Source organism: Phenylobacterium soli, from assembly GCF_003254475.1.
Classification (GTDB): Bacteria; Pseudomonadota; Alphaproteobacteria; order Caulobacterales; family Caulobacteraceae; genus Phenylobacterium; species Phenylobacterium soli.
The window spans coordinates 453,262-474,927 of sequence record NZ_QFYQ01000001.1; the positions used below are offsets into that span (position 1 = coordinate 453,262).

The following is a 21,666-nucleotide window of genomic DNA, read 5'->3' on the forward strand; positions in this document are numbered from 1 at the left end:
CGGCTCGCGCTCCGTGCGTCCGGGATGGCCTGGCCTGCGTCAGGCGACCTTCAGGCCTTCCCAGTTCATCATCGCCGTGAGCTTGCCGTTCTCCTCGGCCGGCAGGCTGTCGCGGAAGGCCGGGAAGACCTCCTGTTCCTCCTCGCGGGCATGGGCGAGAACGGCGTCGAAGAACTCGCGCGCCTTGATGATCCACTGGGCGTCCGTCGAGGGGATTCGCCGCAGGTCGTAGATGAAGGTCTTCATCTGCAGGTGCTCTTCGGCGAGATGCCGCGACTGGTCGGCGTAGGCGTTCTCCGAGAGCGCCGGATAGATGACGTTCTCCTCCTGGATCGCATGCTTGTTGAGGGCGTAGGCGATCTTGCTCAGCAGCATCTCGCGCTTTGCCATCTCGTCCTCGGTGGTGGTCATCAGCTGTTCGAACATCTTCTCGACCATCCGGTGCTCGGCGGTCAGCGCCTCCACCCAGTTGCCGGCGGCCATGGTCGGCCCCTGCATGGCGAGCTTGCGGGCGTGGGGCAGGACGAGGCCGGCGGCGAGACCGAGGGCGGCGCCGGCGGCAAGGCGGCCGAACGAGCCGTTTTGGGCGTGAGGCATGGAGGTTCTCCTGAGGGTCGCCCCATGAACAGCCTACCCACTGGCGCTGTTCCGGACTTGCGGGCGGGCCGTTCAGCCCCCTAATGCCTCGCCATGAGCGTAGGCGCGAAGATCTGTGGGCTGAGGACGCCGGAGGCGGTCACGGCCGCCGTCGAGGGCGGCGCCGGCTTCCTGGGCTTCGTCTTTTTCGAGAAGAGTCCCCGCAACATCGCGCCCGAGGCCGCCCGGCGGCTGGCCGAGCCGGCGCGGGCCAGGGGGGTCAAGATCGTCGCCCTCACCGTCGATCCCAGCGACGCCGAGGTCGACCGCATCGTGGCGGGGCTTTCCCCCGACCTCGTCCAGCTGCACGGCAAGGAAAGCCCGAGCCGCGCCCGCGAGATCGCCGCCCGCAGCGGGCGCGGGGTCATCAAGGTGCTGCCCGTCTCCGCGGCCGCCGACGTGGACGCCGCCCGCGACTACGAGGGGGTCGCCGAGCACCTGATGTTCGACGCGAAGCCGCCGAAGGACGCCGAGCGGCCCGGCGGCCTTGGCGAGCCGTTCGACTGGACCCTGCTCGCAGGCCGCCGCTTCCAACGCCCGTGGCTGCTGGCCGGCGGGCTCGACCCGTGGAACGTGGGCGAGGCGATCGCCCGCTCGGGCGCGCCTATCGTGGACGTTTCCTCTGGCGTGGAGCGCGGACCCGGCTTAAAGGACCCCGCCTTGATCACGGCGTTCCTGGACGCCGTCCGCAAGGCCTGATTGAAGGCCCCGAAATTCTCGTGAACGCGCCCGCCAGACCCAACGACTATTCGGCCTACCCCGACGCCAAGGGCCGCTTCGGCGACTACGGCGGCCAGTATGTGCCCGAGACGCTGATGCCGCTGGTCCACGAGCTGGACCAGGCCTATGCGGCGGCCAAGGCCGACCCCGCCTTCCAGGCCGAGCTGAAGAGCTTCCTGACCCACTATGTGGGCCGCCCCTCGCCGCTCTATTTCGCCGAGCGGCTGACCGACCACTTCGGCGGGGCGAAGATCTACCTGAAGCGCGAGGAGCTGAACCACACCGGCTCCCACAAGATCAACAACTGCATGGGCCAGATCCTCCTGGCCCGGCGGATGGGCAAGACCCGCATCATCGCCGAGACCGGCGCCGGCCAGCACGGCGTCGCCACCGCCACCGTCTGTGCCCGCTTCGGCCTGCCGTGCGTCGTCTACATGGGCGCGGTGGACGTGGAGCGGCAGAAGCCCAACGTCTTCCGGATGAACCTCCTCGGCGCCGAGGTGCGGGCGGTGACCTCCGGCTCGGCCACCCTCAAGGACGCCATGAACGAGGCGCTCCGCGACTGGGTGACCAACGTCCACGACACCTACTACCTGATCGGCACGGCGGCGGGCATGCACCCCTACCCGGCCATGGTCCGCGACTTCCAGGCGGTCATCGGCCAGGAAGTGCGCGAGCAGATCTTGGAGCAGGAAGGCCGGCTGCCGGACGCCATCGTCGCCTGCGTCGGCGGCGGCTCCAACGCCATCGGCCTGTTCCACCCGTTCCTCAACGACGCCGAGGTGAAGATCTTTGGCGTCGAGGCAGCCGGCGAGGGCATGGAGAGCGGCCGGCATGCGGCGGCGATCAACGGCGGCGAGCCGGGCGTGCTGCACGGCAACCTGACCTATCTCCTGCAGGACCGCGAAGGCCAGATCGAGGAGGCCCACTCTATCTCCGCCGGCCTCGACTATCCCGGCATCGGTCCCGAGCACGCCTGGCTGCACGACGTCGGCCGGGCCACCTACCTGACCGCCACCGACCAGGAATCCCTGGCCGCCTTCCAGCTCTGCGCCGAACTGGAGGGCATCCTGCCGGCGATCGAGAGCGCCCACGCCATCGCCCGCGTCGGGGACATCGCCCGCGAGGTGGGCAAGGGCGGCGTCGTGGTGCTGAACCTCTCCGGCCGCGGCGACAAGGACGTCGCCACCGTGGCCGCCCACCTGGGACGTCAGATTTGACCAAGGCCCGTATCGAAGCGCGTTTCGCCGAGCTGAAGCGCGAAGGCCGCGCGGCCTTCATCTCCTACGTCATGGCCGGCGATCCCGACGCCGAGACCTCGCTGAAGATCCTCAAGGGCCTGCCCGCGGCCGGCGCCGACCTGATCGAGCTGGGCTTTCCCTTCTCAGACCCGATGGCCGAGGGCCCGCCGATCCAGCGCGCCGCCCAGCGGGCGCTGAAGAAGGGCATGACCCTGGCCGGCACGCTCGAGCTGGCGCGGCGGTTCCGCGAGGGCGACCAGACCACGCCGATCATCATGATGGGCTACACCAACCCGCTGTTCCACCAGGGCTACGAGGCCTTCGCCCAGGCGGCGGCGGCGGCCGGGATCGACGGGCTGATCGTCGTCGACCTGCCGCCGGAAGAGGCCGATCCCCTGCTCGTCGCCCTCGACGCGGTGCAGATCGCCCTGATCCGGCTGGCGACCCCGACCAGCGACGACGAACGGCTGAAAGTGATCGTCAGGAACACCTCCGGCTTCGTCTATTACGTTTCGGTCGCGGGCGTGACCGGCGTGAAGGAAGCCGACGAGAAGGCTGTCGCGCCGGCCGTCGAGCGGGTGCGCAAGGCCTCGGGCCTGCCGGTGGCGGTCGGTTTCGGGATCAAGACTCCGGAAAGGGCTGCCGCGATAGCCCGGGTGGCGGACGCGGCCGTGGTCGGCTCCGCGCTTGTGGATGAAGTGGCCGAAGCGGTGGAGATGAACGAAGACGTGAGCGCGCGGGTTCTTCTCAAAGCCGAATCATTGGCTAAGGCTGTGCGCTCCGCCCGTATCGGCCAACTGACGGTCTAAGACCCCATGGCGATGGCTGACCAGAAGAACGACAAGCCGGCCCGCCCGGCAGCCCCGCGAGAGCGGTCCGGATGGCTGTCGCGCATCGCGCCCGGCGTCCGCAAGGCGTTCCAGAAGCGCGCCGACACGCCCGAGAACCTCTGGGTGAAGTGCCCCGAGACGGGCGAGATGATCTACCGCCCCGATCTGGAGGCGGCGCTGTGGGTGACGCCCTCGGGCCACCACATGCGGATCGGCGCCACCCAGCGCCTGAAGGTCACCTTCGACGACGGCCAGTTCGAGCGCATCGCTGCGCCGGCGACGGTCGACGATCCGCTGAAATTCCCCGACATCAAGCCCTATGGCGAGAAGCTGGCCGCCACGCGCAAGGCGCTCGGCGAGCAGGACGCCCTGGCGATCGGCTACGGAACCATCGACGGCCAGCCCGCCGTCGCCGCGGTGCAGGACTTCGCCTTCATGGGCGGCTCGCTCGGCATCGCCGTGGGCGAGGCGTTCATCGCCGCCGCCAAGGAAGCGGTGAAGCGCCAGGTCCCGTTCGTGATCTTCACCGCCGCCGGCGGCGCACGGATGCAGGAAGGCACGCTGTCGCTGATGCAGATGGCGCGCACCACCCTGGCGCTGAACGAGGTCAAGGCCGCGGGCCTGCCCTACATCGTGGTGATGACCGACCCGACCACCGGCGGGGTGCTGGCCTCCTACGCCATGCTGGGCGACGTCCACCTGGCCGAGCCGAACGCCCTGGTGGGCTTCGCCGGCCGCCGGGTGATCGAGCAGACCATCCGCGAGACCCTGCCGGCCGGCTTCCAGCGGGCCGAGTTCCTGGTCGAGCGCGGCATGATCGACCGGGTGGTGACCCGCGCCGAGCTGCCGGCGGTCCTGGGCTCGATCCTGAAGACTCTGACCATGGGGCGCGCGCCTTCGAAAGCGGCGTGATCCGGACCCGCCTCCCCGGACAGGGGAGGACCTGAGAGATGTACGATCCGATCCGCGCGTCGGACGCCGTGATCCAGCGGCTGCGCGCCAACCATCCGAGCCTGATCGACCTGACCACCGGGCGCGTGGAGCGCCTGCTGGCCGCGCTCGGCCATCCCGAAACCAGGCTGCCGCCCGTGATCCATGTGGCCGGCACCAACGGCAAGGGCTCGACGGTTGCCTACATGCGCGCCATCGCCGAGGCGGCGGGGCTCAAGGTCCACGCCATCACCTCGCCGCACCTGGTGCGCTTCGCCGAGCGCATCCGCCTGGCCGGCGAGCTGATCAGCGACGACGCCCTGGAGGCGCTGATCGCCCGGGTCGAGTACGCCAACGCCGGCCAGCCGATCAGCTTCTTCGAGATCACCACCGTCCTCGCCCTGCTGGCCTTCGCCGAGACGCCGGCCGACCTCTGCATCGTCGAGGTGGGGCTGGGCGGACGCTTCGACGCGACCAACGTCTTCGAAGCCCCGGCGGTGAGCGTCATCACGCCCATCGACTACGACCACCTCGAGATGCTCGGGCCGGAGCTCTGGAAGATCGCCTGGGAGAAGGCCGGCATCATCAAGCCCAGGCGGCCCGTGGTGGTCGCCCGGCAGATGGAGGAGGCGCTGGAGGTCATCGAGCGCGAGGCCGACGACCGCATGGCGCCGCTGTTCCTCATGGGCCGCGACTTCGACGCCTGGGAGGAGCGCGGCCGGCTGATGGTGCAGATGCCCGACCGCCTGCTCGACCTGCCGGCGCCCTCGCTGTTCGGCGGCCATCAGTTCGAGAACGCCGGCCTCGCCGTGGCGGCGGCCCTGACCTTCGACCATTCGGTGAGCGAGGAGGCGATCGCCGGCGGCGTCTCGGGCGCCTTCTGGCCGGCGCGTTTCCAGCGCCTGACCAAGGGCCCGCTGGCCGAGCTCGCCCGGGCGCGCGGCGCGGACCTGTGGCTCGACGGCGGGCACAATCCGCACGCCGGCCGGGCGCTGGCCGAGGCCGCCTCGCGACTCGTCGACCGCGATCCGCGGCCGCTGGTGCTGGTCGCCGGCATGTTCGCGAGGAAGGACGCCGAGGGCTTCTTCCGGCCCTTCGCCGAGATGCACCCGAAGGTCTATGCGACGACCTTCGACAGCCCCAACGCCGCGCCGGCCGAGGACATCGCCGCCGCCGCCCTGGCCGCAGGCCTGGAGACCGAGATCGTCGCCGATGTGGAAGCCGGCGTGCGCAAGGCGCTCTCGGGCAAGGGCCCCGCGCCGCACCTGCTGGTCTGCGGCGGCCTGCATTTCGCCGGCGAGGTGCTGGCCATGAGCCCGGAGACGTGGCCGACCTAGGGCCGACTCAGAGCCGACCCAGGGCCCACCCACGACTCAGCCGAAGCTGAAGCCGCTGGCTGCGAGCGCCGCCTGGACCTCGCCGAGGACGCGGCCGACCGGCGGATGCTGGCTGACCCGGCCGAAGTAGGCGGCCACGCGCGGGTGGTCCTCCAGCAGGGTCGGCCGACCGACCAGCGGCCCCATGACCGGCACGCCCTGCAGCGCCGGGCCGAGCACGCAGTCGGCCAGGGTGAAGTCCGCCCCGGCGACGAAGCCGTCCTCGGACATGCTGGTCTCCAAAAGGCCGAGCGCGCGTTCCATCTTCTCTCGCGCCCTCGCCTTGGCCGCCTCGCCGCCGCCCTCCTGCAGGTCGTGGAACAGGCCGACGACGGCCGCGGTCAGGTCCTGGGCGAAGGCCCGCAGCAGGCGCACCCGGGCGCGGGCCTCGGGGCCCTGCGGCAGCAGCGCCGGCTCCGGGAAGCGGTCCTCGAGATAGTCGATGATGACCGCGCTCTCGGGCAGGGGCGAGCCGTCGTCGAGCACTAGGCACGGGATGGTGCCGGTCAGCGAGGCGCGGGCGTATTCCTCGCTCTTCAACCCGCCAGGTGGCGGTTCGATCGAAAGATCCAGACCCTTGGCGTAGATCGCCGCGCGCACTGGGGCGCAGAACGGCGACTGGTCGTCGGAATAGAGCTTCATCTCACCCCCCACATGCAAACGGCGGCGTTTCCGCCGCCGTCCGCCAGTCGTTTGTCAGGCCGGCCGCCTCAGGCGGCGACGCCGGCCTCGGTCAGCCATTCGACGATCTTCGCCTTCGGCATCGCGCCGACCTTCATGGAGGCCATCTGGCCGCCCTTGAAGAGCATCATGGTCGGGATGCCGCGCACGCCGTAGCGCGAGGGGGTGGTCGGGCTCTCTTCGATGTTGAGCTTGGCCACGGTCACCTTGCCGGCGAGCTCCTCGGCGATCTGCTCCAGGGCGGGGGCGATCTGCTTGCAGGGACCACACCATTCGGCCCAGAAATCGACCAGCACCGGCTTGTCGGCCTGCAGGACGTCCTGCTCGAAGGACTCGTCGGTGACCTTCACGCTGCTCATGTGGAAGCTCCTAAAACCTTCGGATCGACCAGCGAACGCGGGTTCGCGGTCCTCCGATCCGCCGATGTAGGCGGCGCTATAGCTCGTATCAACCGCTTGCGCTGAGTCCCGCAAGGCTTGCCGTTATCAAGTTTTCTGGCACGGGCATCAGCTTGGGGCCGTCGGTCCACACAAGCGCGGCCTCGATGCGACGGCCCGGGAACACCTCCGACAGCACCGCCCAGTAGATCGCCATCTGGCGCAGATAGGCCGGGTCGGCGTCCGCGATGGCCGAGGGCGAGGGCCGGTTGGTCTTGAAGTCGGCGACCAGCACCCGGTCGGGCAGGACGACGAGGCGGTCGATCCGCCCGGAGATCTTCAGGCCCGGCGGCAGGGCCGCCGCGGAGCCGGCGATCGCCACCTCGGCCCGCGAGCCGGGGCCGAACACCTCGGCGAAGCGAGGATCGTCCAGCACCGAGAGGGCGGCGGCGGTCATCTCGGCGCGCTGGGCCGCGTCCAGGTCCCGCTCACGGCCCAGCAGGGCGGCGGCCCCGGCCGCGCGGCCCTCGGCCGGCAGGTCGGGCAGGAGCTGCAGCAGCTTGTGGATCAGGTCGCCGCGCCGGAAGCGGCCGAGGCCGCCGGTCTCCGCCAGCGGCGAAGGGGCGGCGACCCGGGCGCCTTCGCCAAGGTCGGAGGGCGAGGCGTATCGGCCGAAGGCCTCGGGCGGGGCGAGCGCACCCGCCCAGGCCGGCAGGGTGGCGGCGGCGGTCACGGCGACGCCGGCGGCGCCGAGGGCGCGCGGGTCGGGGCCATAGCGGCGCACCTGCATCTCGCCGCAGGCGACGGTGCGGACCTTGGGGGCCACCTCGTCTTGGTCGAGGGCGGCGGAGACCGCGCCCCACCAGCCCTTCAGCTTCGCCTCGTCGCCCCGCTTGGGCGCGCGGCCGCAGAGCACCAGGCGGTCGCGGGCGCGGGTCAGGGCCACGTAGAGCAGGCGGTAGGCCTCGTCCGCCTCACGCCCGGCGCGGCGCTCGCGGGCCGCGGCCGAGGCCCCGCAGTCGCGGGCCGACGAGGCGCACCACAGGAACCCGGATCCCAGGCCTTCTCTGGCTTCCGTCTCCATCAGCGGCGAGCCGCGCTGGGTCTGGGTGAGCGTGGTCTCCGGCAGGAAGACGATCGGCGCCTCCAGCCCCTTGGCCCCGTGGGCGGTCATCACCCGCACCTCGTCGCGGGCGGCCTCCATCTCGCGCTTGACGGTGATCGAGAGGCTTTCGAAGTCGAAGGCCAGACGCTCCAGCTCGTGCACGCCGCGGCCCTCGGCCGCCATCACCTGGGCCAGGAACTCGTCGAGCGCGTCCTCGGCCTCGCCGCCGAGCCGGCGCAGGAGCCGCCGGCGCATGGACCGCCCCTGGCCGTCCGTCAGGCCGAGCACTCCGGCGTAGAATTCGAACGGCCGCGCGGTGCGGCCGCGGGCCAGCACCTCGGAGAGGAAGGCCGCCGCCTCGCTCCATTCCGGCCGCTCGCCGGCCCGGCGCTGCAGGCGCTCCCACAGCGGCTCTCGTTCGCGGCCGAAGGCGAGGTCGTAGAGGCTGTCGTCGGAGACCTCGCAGAACGGGCTGCGCAGCAGGGCCGCCACAGTCAGCTCGTCGCCGGGGAACAGGGCGAAGCGGGCGAGCCCCAGCAGGTCGTCGAAGACGATATGCTCGGAGAGCGCCAGCCGGTCGGCGCCGGCGACCGGGATTCCCTCCTGCTTGAGGGCCCGCAGGATCTCCTCGAAGAGGGCCCGCCGGCGGCGCACGAGGATCAGCACATCGCCCGCCTTGGCCGGCCGCCACTCGCGCCGCTCCTTGTCGAACACCGCATCCCCGCGGGCGATCAGGTCGCGGATCTCGCAGGCGATCTTGCGGGCAAGGGAGCGGTTGGCGCTGTCCTCGGGCGTCGCGTCGAGCGGCGCGTCCCAGGCCTGGCGCTCCGGGCTCTCCGGCTCCTTCTCCAGCGGCCAGACGTCGACGCAGCCGTCGTGATCGGCGCGCATCGGCTGGTGCAGGATGGGCTCCAGGTCGGGCCGCGGCTGGATCGCGCCGGCGAGCTCGGCCGGGGCGAAGACGGCGTCGACGAAGGACAGCACCTGCGGCGTCGAGCGCCAGGAGGCCAGGAGGTCCACCCGCTCGAAGCGGAATCCGGCGCCGGTCGCCCGGTCGCGATGGAACTCGAACTCGTGGATCAGGAGCTCGGGCTGGGCGCCCTGGAAGGAATAGATCGACTGCTTCTCGTCGCCGACGACGAACAGGTTGCGGGTGCGGCCGGCCTCAGGGTCGACACCGTCGCCGGAGAAGAACTCCTCGGTCAGGGCGCGGACGATGCGCCACTGGTCGGGGGCGGTGTCCTGGGCCTCGTCCACCAGGATGTGGTCGACGCCGCCATCGAGCTTGTAGAGCACCCAGGCCGCCGCCGGCGCGCTGCGCAGGAGGTGGCGCGTCTTCTCGATCAGGTCGGTGAAGTCGAGGGCGCCGGCGAGGTCCTTCTCCAGCCGGTAGGCGGTGAGGTAGGCGTCGGCCAGGGTCAAGGCGTAGACCGTGTCCCAGGCGACCTGGGCGGCGCGCACGCGGTCGCGGGCGGCCTCCAACCGGGCCTGCTCGGAGAGCAGCTTCAGCCGCAGCTCCTCGCGGGCCTTCAGGCCCGAGGTCTTGGCGACCCAGGTCGCGGCTGTGCCCTCGCCGCCCTGGGTGAAGAAGACGCCGAGCGCCGCCGAAAGCTCCGCCTGCGGGTCGGCCGCGACGAGGCCCATCTGGCGGGCGCATTTCTGGTCGGTGGCCGTGCCGGCCGACAGCACCGCCACCGCCTGGCGCCACAGATCGCGATCGAGGGTGGCCATGGCGGCGCGGGCGATCGCCTCGGGGTCGTCCGGCGTCGCGAAGCCGCAGGCGCTCCAAACCCAGTCCATGGCCCCGGCGAGCCCGCCCTCCCGCTGCAGGAACGCGGCGAGCGCCCCGCGGCGGGTCTCGAAGTCGGCGAACATCGCCTCGAAGCTCATGAAGTCGAGCGCGACGGAGAACCGCGCATAGGCTTCGGCCACCGCCCCCTCGCCCTTCATGGCGTGGCGGGCGACCGCCCGGCGCGCGGCCTGGGCGACGGCGGCCGAGGCGGCGTCGTCCATCACCCGGAAGCCGGGCGAGACGCCGGCTTCGAGCGGGAAACGGCGCAGTAGCTTCTCGCAGAAGGCGTGGATCGTCTGGATCTTCAGGCCGCCGGGGGTTTCCAGGGCGCGGGCGAAGAGGGCGCGCGCCTCGGACAGGCGGCGGTCATCGTAGGCGGCGGGGTCGCGGCCCTCGAGCTTCGCCAGCGCCTCGCGCAGGCTGTCGTCGGCGCGCACCGACCAGCCGCCGAGCAGCTCGTAGAGCCGCCGCTGCATCTCGGCGGCCGCGGCCTTGGTGTAGGTCACGCAGAGGATGGTCTCGGGCTCGGCGCCGGCCAGCAGCAGGCGCGCGACCCGGTCGATCAGGGTCTTGGTCTTGCCCGAGCCGGCGTTGGCGGTGACGAAGGCCGACAGCCGCGGATCGGCGGCCAGGCCTTGCGGATCGACGGCGGGGCGGGCGGCGTCGATGAGGCTCACTCCTCGCCCTCCTCGCCGCTGGTGGACCATTCGAAGACGCGGGCCAGATGGTCGTAGTCCGAGACGCGCGCCTTCACGAACTGGGGCGCGGTGCGCGAGGGATAGGGCTGGGAGGGCCCGTCATAGCGCTCGATCAGGGCCTTCAGCCCCTCCAGCGCGCGGGCCGCGGCCTCGGCGCTCTCCTCGCCCGCCGCGGCGCGGGTCTCCACCTTGCCGGCGGGCTTGCGGCCGGTGACCTCGAGATAGGTCAGGTCGCCAGGCTCCAGCTTGCCCAGTTCGGCGAAGCCGCCGGCCGCCAGGATCGCCGCGGTCAGGGTGAGCTGGGGCGAGAAGCCCGTGGACACTTCCTTCTTGGACGGCGCCTTGCCGGTCTTGAAGTCGAGGATGTGCCCGAAGCCCTCGGGCGTGGCCTCGATGCGGTCCGCCCGGGCGGTGACCTTGAAGGGTCCGGCCGGGGCGGCGAAGGTGAGCTCGCCCTTCAGCTCCACGTGCACCGCGCGCCCGTCGGCGCGGCGCTCGGCCTCCAGCTCGGCGACCCATTGCGCCGCCTCGCGCGCCAGGGCCTGTTCGCGGGCCAGGGCCTCGTGCGGCAGGCCGGCCTTCTCCAGCTCCTCGAGGTAGTAGGACTCGAACCGCTCGGCGGCGGTGTCTTCCGCATAGGCCTCGGCCAGGCGCTCGAACGCCGCGTGGATCGCGGTGCCGCGGGCGCGCACGTCGGCGGCCACGTCCGGCCGGTCCAGCGGGAAGAGCTTGAGGATGTCGCGCGCCCAGACGGCGTAGGGGTCGCGGGTCAGGGTCTCCACGCGGGTGACGGCCATCTCCCGCGGCCGGGCGGCCAGCGGCGGGACCGGCGCGGGGCGGGCTGCGGGGCGGTACTCGCCCGGCGCGTCGAGGGCGCGGGCCCAGGCGAGCGCCTCGGGTCGGCCGGGGATCTCCACCTCGGCGCCGGCGGCCAGCGTCTCCAGCCGCCACAGCCAGCGGGACTTCACCGAGGGCGCGCCCTCGCGCCGCTCGGTGTGGAGCAGGATGACCTCGGGCGCGCAGGCGGCCTGGGCGAAGTCGTGGGCGGCGAGGCCGATGCGGCGCTCGGGTGAGGGCAGGCCGAGCTCGCGGCGCATCGGGCGCGACAGGAACGGATCGAGCGGCGCGGCGCGCGGCCACACGCCCTCCTCCAGGCCGGCGACGATCAGCCGGTCGGCGCGCACGAGCCGCGCCTCGATGGCGCCGAGAATGCGCAGGCGCGGGTGGGTGGCTCCGCCCGAGCGGATGGTCTCGCCCGAGGTCAGCCGCTCCAGGAGATCGGCGAAGCCGCGCGGATCGACGCTCGGCAACCCTTTGTCGGCGATCAGCGCGGCGATCAGCCGGGCCATGGCCTCGCCGCCGTGGCCGGCCCAGAGGTCGCCCGTCGAACCCGACGCGTCCGCCGCGACCGCCTCCATGGCGGCGGCGAGGCGGCGCGCGGCGGCGGCCGGGGCGTCGTGGCCGGCCGTCCAGGCGAGGGTTTCGACGATCCTGCGCAGGTCCGCCGCCAGAGGCTGGGCCTCGCCCCCGCGCCCGGCCAGGCGGGCGGCGAGTTCGTCCCAGCTGCGCGGGCGCGGGCCGCGGAGGGCGCAGCGCTCCAGGATCTCGGAGAGGCGCGCCAGGTCCTCCGGCGCGCGGCCGAGCCGGGCGTAGGGGTGCTTGACGAGCCCGAGCAGGACCACCGGATCCAGCGGATCGACCGCGGCGCGCGCCAGCAGGGCGGCGAGAGCCCCGCACGGGGAGCCGGCCAGGCTCTCGCCTGCCGAGGAGTCCGGGACCACGCCCCAGCGGGCGAGCTTGGCGGTCACGCGGCGGGCCAGCGCCTGGTCGGGAGTGACGAGGGCGGCGGTGCGCTCGGGGGTCTCCAGCGCCTCGCGCAGCAGCAGGGCCGCGGCGCTGGCGGCCTCCTCTTCGGTGCGCGCGCTGACCAGGGAGAGGCCCTCCAGCCCCTCGGCGATGGGATCGGCCGGCGCGCCGGCCTCGGCCTGACGCAGCCGGGCGATGACGCCCAGCCAGTCGGCCGTCTCCTCGGCCGGCCGAAGCGCCTCGTTGACGATCCGCCGCCGCCAGCGGCCTTGGGCGTCGGCGCCGCCGGAGGCGGGCCAGATGGCCACTTGATCCTTGGCCACCCCGGCGTGGTCGAGCAGGCGCTTGAGCGCGCCCTGCGGATGCTGGACGTCGACCTTGGCCCAGGCCCGGTCGGCAAGGCCTTCGTCGAGGCCGGGGAGGACGACGCAGCCCTGCGGCGCGGCGGCGATGGCGACCAGCAGGTCGCGGGTGGCCGGCGCGGTGCCGGTGGAGCCGGCCGCGACCAGCACCCCCTGGGGCGGGCGGGCTGTCCAGGTGTCGGCCAGCCGCCGCAGCAGGGTGACGCGCCGCTCGCTGACATCGGCGAGGCCGAGCTCGGCCAGCCGCCTGGGCCAGGCCTCGATGGCCGCCTCGAGGAAGCCGCGGGAGACCTGCCAGTGCTCGGCGAGGTCCTGGGCCACGAGGCCCTCCAGCTTGCCGGCCAGCTCGACCTCCTCGATCTGGGCGGAGTCGAAGAAGCCGCCGAGCGCGTCGGCGAGCTCCAGGGCCGAGGCGGCCGTGAGCTCGCGGCCCGGCAGCAGGCCGGCGTGGCCGGCCACAAGGCGGGTCAGCTCGAAGCGGCGGGTGAGCGGATCGATGGCGGCCGGCAGATCGAGGGCCAGGTCGCCCGGCTCGAAGGGCGGCTCGCCCTCGTCGAGGTCGCCGAGCGGGCGCATCTGCGGCGGCAGGACCGCCCGCCCGCACGCAGCGGCGACGAAGGCGTCGGCCAGGGCCCGGGCGCCGCGGCGGGTGGGGGTGAGGATGGTCGCCTGCGAGAGCGCCTCGGGGCCGAGCGGCGCCAGGGCGTCCATCAGTCCCAGGGCGAGGTCCTGCACGAACGGCCGGTGTGCCGGGATGTTGAACCAGCGCGGCGCCGGCCGATCCAGGAAAACCGCGGTCCCTGGGGCTGGCCTCACGTGAGCTCCTTGAGCCTCGCCTCCGCGGCGTCGCGCGCGGCGGGGTCGCCCACGTGCATCCAGAAGGCCTGCATCTCGACGCCGAAGAACCGTCCCTCGGCCTGCAGCCGGCGCCAGACCGGCTGGATCGGGAACGGGCCGGCCTTCGGCTGGTCGTCGAGCACCTGCGGCTTGAGGATGCCGAAGCCGATGTTGGCGAAGGGCGTCACGACGTCCGGCGAGGTGGAGTGGGTCAGGCGGCCGGCCTCGTCCATGAAGAAGCCCTGCGGCCCCTCGAAGCCGATGCCGTGGCCGCGGCGGACCAGCAGCATCAGGATGTCCATGTCCTGCGGCCGCCAGGCGCGCTTGAGGCTCTCCAGCGGCGGCAGGCCCTCGTCGAGCCACAGGGAGTCGATGTTGGCGACGAAGATCGGCGCCTCGCCCAGCAATGGCCGGGCGTGCTGGATGCCGCCGCCGGAATCCAGCAGCTCCCCGCGCTCGTCGGAGATCAGCACCTCGAGGTCGCTGCGCCGGGAAAGATGGGCCTCCATCTGGTCGGCGAAATGATGGACGTTGACCACCGCGCGCTCGACCCCGGCGTCCGCCAGGCGGTCGAGCACATGGTCGATGAGCGGCCGGCCCGCGACCTCGATCAGCGCCTTGGGGGTGTGGTCGGTGAGCGGCCGCATGCGGGTGCCGAGGCCCGCCGCCAGCACCATCGCGGTCTTGGGGCCGGCCCCGTTCACGCGCGGAACTCCGCGGGGACGTGGCGGTCGAACCAGACCTTGAGCCCGGCGAGCGCCGGGTCGGTCAGGTTGCGTTCGAGATAGCGCCAGGTGCGGGGCATGAAGGCCTTGTACTGCGTCCGGCCGAGGAGCGCCTGCCTGGCGAACACGCGGCCGAGGATGCGCGCGGCGTTGGAGACGGCGAGTTCGCGGTATTCGGCCAGGAACGACGCGCGGTCGAGACCTGGGCGCGCGGCGAGGTAGCGGTCGAGCATGGCGGCCTCCAGCTCCGGCGAGACGTCGCGGCGGGCGTCCTGCAGCAGGTGCAGGAGGTCCCAGGCGGGGTGACCGCGCAGGGCGTCCTGGAAATCGAGCAGGCCGACGCGGGCTGCGCCGGCGCGCTGCGGCAGCCAGAGCAGGTTCTGGGCATGGTAGTCGCGGTGGGTGAAGACGCTCGCCCCGGCCGCGCCGCGGGCGAAGATTGGCGTCCAGAGCGCCTCCCACTCGGCGGCCGCCTCGGCACCGAACGCGGGCATGCCGGCGAACTGCGGCCACCATTCGAGGAAGGTGTCGGTCCCGACCTTGAGGGCCAGGGCGTCGTAGGTGAGGAGCGGCCAGGCCGCGTCGCCTTCCCGCAGCACGTCCGGCGGCGGCTGCGCGTGCAGCGCGACCTGCACGTCCACTGCGGCCTCGTAGAGCGGGCGCTCGCCCAGGCCCTCGGCGATCAGGGTGGCGTAGAGCCCGTCCCCCAGATCCTCCAGCACGGCGAGGCCCTGGTCGATGTCGTGGGCCGGGACCTGCGGCGCCGAAAGGCCGAGGGAACGAAGGTAGGCGGCGATGGTCACGAAGGCCGCCACCGAGCCGGCGGCGAGGCGCGAGGCGGCGTTGTAGCCCAGGGCCATGCGTTCGGCCTCGGTCGCGCCGGGCGGGCAGACCGCGCTCTCCAGGGCCGGCGGCTGGTCCATGAAGATGAAGCTCTGGCCCGACGGCATGCGCAGGCGCTCGTAGAGCCGGGTGGAGGCGTCGCCGCCCATGGCGATCCGCTCCGCCGCGCCGAAGCCCGCGGACTCCAGGAACGCCCGCTTCAGCGCCTCGCGATCACTGCCCTTCGCCAAATCCAAGCTCACGCCCTTCCCACGCGCCATGAGGGGTGAGCCGCACGCGCCGCCCCTCGCCTTCACCGTCGTCGTCGGGGGCGATCTCTACATCGAGTCGATCACCGGGAAGCTGGCCCTCCAGCCGCTCCGGCCACTCGATGACCGCCGCGCCCTCGTCCAGCGCCTCGTCGAGACCGATCTCATAGGCCTCGTCCGGATTCGACAGGCGATAGAGGTCGAAGTGGGCGACCTTCAGTCGCGGCCCTTCGTAGAACTGCACGAGGGTGAAGGTCGGCGACGGCACGTCCTCCTCGGGAGTCGTCAGCGCGCGGACCAGTGCGCGGGCCAGGGTCGACTTGCCGGCCCCGAGCGGGCCGGAAAGGCAGACCGCCTCGCCGGGTCGCAGCGCGGCGGCGATCGCCTGCCCGAGCCTCGCGGTGGCCGCTTCGTCGGCCAGTCTCACGCGGCGGGCCTCATGCGAACGGAAGCTCGGGACTGCCGGGCAGGACGCGCTCCACGTGGCGCTGCAGGCGCTCGGTGACCTCGGCCGCCTCGCCGGCCAGGGCCGCGGGCGCGATCGCCGGCCCCGCCGTGAGGCTGAACACCTGACCCTTCTTGTTGAGCAGCTCGTGGAAGAGGGTGATGTCGCGCAGCTCGCGCGAGAACCGGTCGAACAGGTGGAACAGGGTCGCCCAGGGCCCGGCCACGTGGATCGGAACCACCGGCGCCTCGTGGCGCCGGGCCAGCGACACCGCGCTCGGCGCCCAGGCGGGATCGGTGAGCAGGCCGTCGGGCCCGCGCCGCGAGAGCTTGCCGGCCGGGAAGATCACCAGGCAGCGCTCGGCCTCCATGGCCTCCCTGGTGAGCTGCAGCGTCAGGCGTGTGCGCTCGCGGGTGCGCTTGGCCTCCACCCACTCCACGGGGATCAGCACCTCGTCGAAGCGCGGCGAGACCCGGTGGGCGTCGGAGTTGGCGTAGAAGCAGAGGTCGGGACGGATGGCCTTGAGCGCGTCATAGACCGCCACCCCGTCGGCGATGCCGGTGGGATGGTTGCAGACCACCACCACGCGTCCCTGGCGGGGGATCCGCTCCAGCCCCGAGGCGGCGACCTCGAGGGCGAGGAGGCGCGAGACGTGCTCCAGCGCCTCGCGGCCGGCCATGCCGGCGATGGCGTCGGCCATGCGGCGCGCCTTGGCATAGTCGAGCATGGCGTAGAGGGCGGGCCGCAGCACCGGCCAGAGCGGCGTGGCGGCGAGCCGCGGCGCCCGCTCCAGGATCAGGGTGTCGATGATGTGCTCGCGCTGCGCAGACCTGTCCGCGGCTCCATCCGGGCCCGACTCCGGCGCAGAGCGCCGGGTGGAGTTCCGGGTGGAGTTCAGGGCGGAGGCGTGCGGGACAGCCGTCATCGCGCGTCAGAATCGCAGGCGCCGGGACGCACGGCAAGGGTCGGCGCGGCGGCGCCTAACCGGCGTCGAGCAGTCGCGCCGCGAGCTGGGAGAGCCGGTTGACCCCGGCTTTCTGATAGATGGTCTTGAGCTGGGTGCGCACGGTGAGCACCGAGACGCCGCGGGCCGCGGCGATCTCGCTGGGAGAGCGGCCGACGGTGACGGCCGCGCCGATCTCGCATTCGGCGGCGGTGAAGCCGAACCGCGCGCGCCAGGCGGCGAGGTCGAGGTCGGCGCCGCCGCCGAAGCTGACCAACAGGATCGGCCCGGCGCGCGAGAAGACCGCCAGCCGGGTGACGCGCGGGTCGCCGTGCGTCTGAGCCTCCTCCTCCGCGTCGGAGCCGTCGGCGGCGCGGGCGAGAAGGTCGTGCAGGCGTTCGCGGTCGCCCGAGGCGGCGGCGTCGAGCCGGCCTTCGGTCACGCGCCACGGCCAGCTCTCCGACGTCAGGCGCGCGGCCCGGCCGGTGAGGCCGAGGACGTGACCGTCGCAGCGGCAGAGGGCGGCGCTGACACCGGAAGCCTGCAGGGCGGCGAGCGCGAGGGCGACGCCTTCGCCGGCGTCGTCGCCCGCATAGGCCGGCGCGCGCCGGACCGGCCGCCGCGCTCGCGCGCCGGGCCCGTCCGCAGCGAAGACCGCCGCCCAGTCGGTGACCACCGTCCCCATGGCCGCATTTCGCCAAGGCCTGGCCCGGCCGAACATCCCCGATTGAGGGGCGCCCGCGGTCGTAAGATGAGGATCTCGGGAGAAGGATGGTGCCGCCAGGGTGACTCGAACACCCGACCTACGCATTACGAATGCGCCGCTCTACCGGCTGAGCTATGGCGGCCCAAGGGGCGTTCCAGAGCGCGAACCGGAGGACCCGGCCGCTCGGGAGGCGCCTATTTAGCGGCTCTACGGCCGCTCGCCAAGCGGCGACGGACAGCGCCGCGGCGACGGGGCGCGGGGCCCATGGATTCCACCGGTTCCTCCTCGTCGAAGCCGTGGTCCTCGGCCGGGTGCAGGACCGGCTCGCGGCCGTCCGGGCCGAGGAAGGGCGCGGAGTCGGCGTAGGAGATCGGCAGCTCCGGCAGCTCGCTCATCGGCCGCTCGTGGCGCTCGAAGCGCGGGTGGATCAGCTCGCCGGTCTCGGCGAAGGTCGCCACCAGCCGCGCCCAGTCCGAGGCGTGGTAGGCGAAGGCGCGGCCCTCGGGATCGAGGTCGGACCAGTCCGGCTCGTGCGGGGCCGACATGCCGCGGGCCATCCAGACCCGCGCCTCGTCCGGCTGGCCGGAGGCGTAGGCGACGCGGGCCAGGAGCCCGGCGGTGCGGGCGGTGACCGGCTCGCCCTCGAGGGCGCGGGCAGCGTCGCGGGCGGCGGCGGCGTCACCGGTGACCAGGGCCTGCTCGACATGCAGGATGCGGCTTTCGCGGTGGGTCGGGTTCTCGCCGGCCAGCTCGCGCAGGCGCTTGGCGCGCTGCTGCGGGGTCTCGGTGGTGCGCAGGTCGCGGTAGGCGAGCCACAGCGCCGGGTGCGGCGCGGTCTTCCAGGCCTGTTCGATGACCCCCTCGGCCTTGGCCAGCTTGCCGTCCTGGGCCAGCAGGCGGGCGGCCATGACCACGCCTGGCGCGAAGCCGGGCTGCAGCTTGGCGGCCTCGACGGCGTTGTCGAGCGCCTGGGCGCGGGCCTTCGGCTCGGGCGAATGCTCGAGCTGGGCGGCGAGCGCGGCCAGCAGCGCCGCGCGGGCCCGCTCGGCGGTGATCGGCGGCACGATCTTGCGGTCGAGGGCGCCTTTGACGAGGTCCAGCGCCGCCTGCCAGTCGGCGGCGTCGAGGCGGGCTTCCAGCAGGGCGCGCCAGGCCCAGCGGGCGGCGCGGGTCTGGCCATAGGCCTGCTCGGCGTACTTCAGCGCCGTGTCCCGGTCGCCCTGTTCGAAGGCGAGGTCCATCAGCCCCTTGAGGCCCGCGAGCCGCATCTCGGGGAAGCCGAGCATGGCCGTGTAGGCCGCCTCGGCGGCGGCGAGGTCGCCGGCGGCTTCGGCCGCCTGGGCGGCAAGCACACGGACCAGGCCGGGCGTCTCCTCGGCGAGGTCGGCGGCCTTGAGGGCGAGGCGGCGCGCCTCGAGCCCGTCGCCAGCCGCCGCGGCCAGGAAGCCGCGGGTCAGGGCCTCGCCCGCCTGGCGGCGGCGGTTGTCCTCGCGGGCGCGGGCCGCGCGCTGCGGCGCGGCGAGGATCCACAAGAGGGTGCGCCAGCCGACGGTGGCGACCAGGGAGGTGAAGAAGACGATCAGCACGAGGGTGGCGGCGGTCATGTCCGCGCGCCAGCCGAGCCAGGCGACGCTGGCGCGGCCGGGATCGCCGGTCAGGGCCAGGATCGCCACGGCCACCGCCGCGACGATGAAGATGACGATGCCGCCGCGAATCATGTGCGCCCCATCATGCGCCGCTCCGGCTGACGGCCGCGAGCTCGGCGAGCGCCCGGGCCCGCAGGCTGGCCGCCAGGCGGTCGACCTCGGCCCGGCGCTCGGCGCGGGTGCGCCAGGGGGCCATGGCGTCGCGGGCGGCCGGCGGCAGCTTGTCGAGGGCGGCGAAGGCGCGGTCGAAGTCCCCGTCCTCCACGGAGCGCTCGGCGCGGGCGAGCTGGGCGTCCGGGCCCTCGCCCGCCACGTCCCCCACCCGGCGGACCATCACCACCTGCGACAGGTAGTAGGCGATGCGGTCGGAGAGGGGGGCGCCTTCGCCCGGCTTGCGCGCGGCGCTGGCGGCGCGGGCCGCGTAGTCGGGAAAGCTGGCCGTCAGTGACTCGCGGCTGGGCGCGCCGGCGGCGGCCAGGCGAGTGAGCTGTCCGAGCTCGGGCGAGTCGGGCGAGACGGCGCGCAGGGCGGCGGCCTCCTCGGGGAACGGGCGCGACCCCTGGCTCGCCTCGACGAGGGCGGCGGCGGCGAGGGCCGCAGCCGCGGCGTGGTTGGCGCGGTTGGCCTGGGCCTCGAGGCTGGTGACGCGGCCTTCGAGACGTTCGAGCTGCGGCGCCTGGACGAGGGCCGGGACCGTCGTCTGCGGGGTGATCGCCTCCGGCGCGGCCGGAACGGTGAGCGTGTGCAGCGGCTCGGGCGCGGGCGGCGCCTCCGGCTGGCGAGCGGCCGGCCGGGTGGCAAAATACTTGGGCGCGAAGGTCGCCACCGCCATGCCGGCGGCCAGGCAGGCGAGGCTCAGGACCAGGACGGCCCATGGGCTGACGCCCCCCTTGAGGGCGCGCGGACGGTATTCCGCAGGATCCTTCGGCGCAGAGACGTCGGCGTGCTGACGCGGGCTCATGGCCCCCGGTCTATCAGATTCAGCAGCGCAGCTTCGAGCGGAAAGGGCGGACAGGCCTTCACGGCGATCGGCGTGCGGGCCAGGGGCTTGATGACCGCCTTGGAGAGGCCGAGGGCCCGCAGGTTCGGGGCCGGGTGGGATTTCAGCACCTGCGCCAGGACCTTGGCGGCGCGGGGCGAGTGCAGGAGGGCGGCGTCGGCGCGCACCAGCGCCTCGGCCTCGGCGTCCGAGAGCTTCACCGGCCCGGTCTCGTAGAGGATCAGGCGGCGCGCCTCGACCCCATGCTTCTCCAGGGCGCCGGCGAGGTCTCCGGCCGGCTCGACGGCCCCGGGATGCAGCACCGCGCCGCGCAGCTGGGTGCGCCGCGAGGCGATGCCCTCGGCCAAGGCCTCGACGTCGCCGTCGGCCGACAGCACGGTCTTGAACCCGGCGCTGCGGGCAGCCTGGGCGGTGGCGGCGCCGACCGCGAACACCCGCAGGTCCCGCTCGCCGCACTGTTCGGCGAAGGCGCGCACGCCGTTGGCGCTGGTGAAGGCGAGGGCGGCGACGCCCCTGAGGTCGATGACCGGATCCTCGACCGCGCGGACGGCGAGCAGCGGCGCGACCACCGCCTCATGTCCCATGGCCCGCACGCGCTCGGCGGTGGCGTCCGCCCCCGGCTGGGTGCGGGTGATCCAGATCTTCTGTCGGCGCGGGGCCATTCCGCGTTCCTAAACGAACTGGATTATCCTTTGGCGCCTGCAACCCTGAGGACGCAAGAGGCGAGTCGGATTCTCGCGGCTGGCGTGTGTCGCCTCAGAGCGAAATCGCGTCTCCCGCTTCCGCCTTGACCGCCTCGCCGAGCGACACCCCGAGCGCCCGGGCCGAGGCCTCGGCGTCCGCGAGTTCGCCGAGGTCGACGTCGCCGGCGTGGCGGAAGCGCCGTGCGCCGTCGGGCGACAGCGCCTCGACGATCAGCTTCAGGCTGGAGCCTTCGAACCAGGCGTGGGCGCCGATGGCCGTCTTGCACGAGCCTTCGAGGGCCTGCAGGGCGCCGCGCTCGGCGGCGACGGCGACGGTGGTCGGATGGTCGCGCAGCGCCGCCACCCATGGCAGGTCGCGGTCGCTGATGCGGGTCTCGATGGCCAGCGCGCCCTGGCCGGGGGCCGGCGGGCACTCGGCCGGATCGATCAGGGCGCTGGCGCGGTCGCCGAGGCCCAGCCGGCGCAGGCCCGCATAGGCCAGCAGGATGGCGTCGGCCTCGCCGGCCGCCAGCTTGGCGAGCCGCGTGTCGACGTTGCCGCGCAGCATCTGGACGTCGAGGTCGGGGCGCCGGTGCAGCGACTGCGCCTGGCGCCGCAGACTGGCGGTGCCGAGGCGCGCGCCCTTGGGCAGGTCCTCCAGCCGCTCGGCGGTCAGGCTGACGAAGGCGTCGCGCGGATCCTCGCGCTCGGGGATGGCGGCGATGCACAGGCCCTCGGGCAGGTCGGCCGGCATGTCCTTCATGGAGTGCACCGCGCAGTCGATGCGGCCGTCGAGCAGGGCTTCCTCGATCTCCTTGGTGAAGAGGCCCTTGCCGCCGATCTCCAGCAGGCGGCGGTCCTGGACGCGGTCGCCGGTGGTGGTGATGACGATCAGCGGGGCGACCTTCTCGGCGTCCTCGGGGGCGGCGCCGAGGGCGGCGGCGATGCGGCGCTGCATGTGGCCGGCCTGGGCCAGGGACAGCTTCGAGCCGCGGGCGCCGATACGGACGACTGGTTGCGTGGGCACGGGCCTCGG

At 73.3% G+C, this 21,666-nt stretch carries 19 protein-coding genes and 1 tRNA gene; 5 read left to right on the plus strand and 15 right to left on the minus strand.

From position 1 onward, the window contains the following. Positions 1-39 precede the first annotated feature (39 nt). On the minus strand, positions 40-597 hold the full coding sequence (locus tag DJ017_RS02290; protein WP_111527190.1) for a hemerythrin domain-containing protein: 558 nt from the start codon (positions 595-597) through the stop codon (positions 40-42). A 93-nt stretch (positions 598-690) separates the two neighbouring features. Here DJ017_RS02290 and DJ017_RS02295 point away from each other — a divergent pair, with 93 nt between their 5' ends. Genes DJ017_RS02295 through DJ017_RS02315 form a run of 5 tightly spaced genes read left to right on the plus strand, consistent with a single transcriptional unit; the run spans position 691 to position 5,694 of the window. After that, positions 691-1,335, plus strand: a complete 645-nt coding sequence (locus tag DJ017_RS02295) for a phosphoribosylanthranilate isomerase (protein WP_111527191.1) — start codon at positions 691-693, stop codon at positions 1,333-1,335. 20 nt (positions 1,336-1,355) lie between these two features. Further along, a complete protein-coding gene (gene trpB, locus DJ017_RS02300; RefSeq protein WP_111527192.1) occupies positions 1,356-2,576 on the plus strand; it encodes a tryptophan synthase subunit beta in 1,221 nt (406 codons plus the stop codon). Further along, entirely contained in the window at positions 2,573-3,406 is an 834-nt protein-coding gene (gene trpA / locus DJ017_RS02305) for a tryptophan synthase subunit alpha (protein WP_111527193.1), read from the plus strand. The genes trpB and trpA overlap by 4 nt, the downstream gene beginning before the upstream one ends. A 6-nt stretch (positions 3,407-3,412) precedes the next feature. After that, the gene (gene accD / locus DJ017_RS02310) at positions 3,413-4,339 is read left to right on the plus strand and encodes an acetyl-CoA carboxylase, carboxyltransferase subunit beta (protein ID WP_111527194.1); all 927 of its coding nucleotides are present in this window, start codon (positions 3,413-3,415) and stop codon (positions 4,337-4,339) included. Between the two features lie 38 nt (positions 4,340-4,377). Then, positions 4,378-5,694 carry a bifunctional folylpolyglutamate synthase/dihydrofolate synthase gene (locus DJ017_RS02315; RefSeq protein WP_111527195.1) on the plus strand — a complete coding sequence of 439 codons (1,317 nt, stop codon included), beginning with the start codon at positions 4,378-4,380 and terminating at the stop codon, positions 5,692-5,694. A 36-nt stretch (positions 5,695-5,730) separates the two neighbouring features. Here the strand turns inward: DJ017_RS02315 and DJ017_RS02320 are convergent, their stop codons facing one another. The 14 genes from DJ017_RS02320 to hemC all read right to left on the minus strand — a co-directional run bounded on the left by DJ017_RS02320 (position 5,731) and on the right by hemC (position 21,657). Then, the gene (locus tag DJ017_RS02320) at positions 5,731-6,375 is read right to left on the minus strand and encodes a glutathione S-transferase family protein (RefSeq protein ID WP_111527196.1); all 645 of its coding nucleotides are present in this window, start codon (positions 6,373-6,375) and stop codon (positions 5,731-5,733) included. A 68-nt stretch (positions 6,376-6,443) separates the two neighbouring features. After that, positions 6,444-6,773: a thioredoxin TrxA gene (gene trxA, locus DJ017_RS02325; protein WP_111527197.1), complete on the minus strand. Its 330-nt coding sequence runs from the start codon at positions 6,771-6,773 to the stop codon at positions 6,444-6,446. Between the two features lie 88 nt (positions 6,774-6,861). Then, a complete protein-coding gene (gene addA / locus DJ017_RS02330; protein ID WP_377284525.1) occupies positions 6,862-10,356 on the minus strand; it encodes a double-strand break repair helicase AddA in 3,495 nt (1,164 codons plus the stop codon). 5 nt (positions 10,357-10,361) lie between these two features. Next, positions 10,362-13,370: a double-strand break repair protein AddB gene (gene addB / locus DJ017_RS02335; protein WP_226999986.1), complete on the minus strand. Its 3,009-nt coding sequence runs from the start codon at positions 13,368-13,370 to the stop codon at positions 10,362-10,364. Then, positions 13,367-14,095 (minus strand): nucleotidyltransferase family protein, encoded by a 729-nt coding sequence (locus tag DJ017_RS02340; protein WP_319417939.1) that lies wholly within the window; start codon positions 14,093-14,095, stop codon positions 13,367-13,369. Before DJ017_RS02340 ends, addB begins: the two co-directional genes overlap by 4 nt. Next, positions 14,092-15,189: an N-acetylmuramate/N-acetylglucosamine kinase AmgK gene (amgK, locus tag DJ017_RS02345; protein ID WP_227000192.1), complete on the minus strand. Its 1,098-nt coding sequence runs from the start codon at positions 15,187-15,189 to the stop codon at positions 14,092-14,094. The genes DJ017_RS02340 and amgK overlap by 4 nt, the downstream gene beginning before the upstream one ends. After that, the gene (gene tsaE / locus DJ017_RS02350) at positions 15,173-15,634 is read right to left on the minus strand and encodes a tRNA (adenosine(37)-N6)-threonylcarbamoyltransferase complex ATPase subunit type 1 TsaE (RefSeq protein WP_111527200.1); all 462 of its coding nucleotides are present in this window, start codon (positions 15,632-15,634) and stop codon (positions 15,173-15,175) included. The genes amgK and tsaE overlap by 17 nt, the downstream gene beginning before the upstream one ends. 10 nt (positions 15,635-15,644) lie before the next feature. Beyond that, complete coding sequence (locus DJ017_RS02355) at positions 15,645-16,577, minus strand: 1-acyl-sn-glycerol-3-phosphate acyltransferase (protein ID WP_111527201.1); 933 nt, start codon at positions 16,575-16,577, stop codon at positions 15,645-15,647. A gap of 55 nt (positions 16,578-16,632) precedes the next feature. Next, positions 16,633-17,280, minus strand: a complete 648-nt coding sequence (locus DJ017_RS02360) for a helix-turn-helix transcriptional regulator (protein WP_165830503.1) — start codon at positions 17,278-17,280, stop codon at positions 16,633-16,635. A gap of 87 nt (positions 17,281-17,367) precedes the next feature. Further along, positions 17,368-17,443 (minus strand) — tRNA-Thr (locus DJ017_RS02365). A 52-nt stretch (positions 17,444-17,495) separates the two neighbouring features. Then, positions 17,496-19,019 carry a heme biosynthesis protein HemY gene (locus tag DJ017_RS02370; protein WP_111527203.1) on the minus strand — a complete coding sequence of 508 codons (1,524 nt, stop codon included), beginning with the start codon at positions 19,017-19,019 and terminating at the stop codon, positions 17,496-17,498. Positions 19,020-19,029: 10 nt separating this feature from the next. After that, a complete protein-coding gene (locus DJ017_RS02375) occupies positions 19,030-19,908 on the minus strand; it encodes a COG4223 family protein (RefSeq protein WP_111527204.1) in 879 nt (292 codons plus the stop codon). Beyond that, entirely contained in the window at positions 19,905-20,609 is a 705-nt protein-coding gene (locus DJ017_RS02380) for a uroporphyrinogen-III synthase (protein ID WP_111527205.1), read from the minus strand. The genes DJ017_RS02375 and DJ017_RS02380 overlap by 4 nt, the downstream gene beginning before the upstream one ends. Positions 20,610-20,703: 94 nt before the next feature. Then, entirely contained in the window at positions 20,704-21,657 is a 954-nt protein-coding gene (hemC, locus tag DJ017_RS02385; protein ID WP_111527206.1) for a hydroxymethylbilane synthase, read from the minus strand. Positions 21,658-21,666 lie beyond the last annotated feature (9 nt).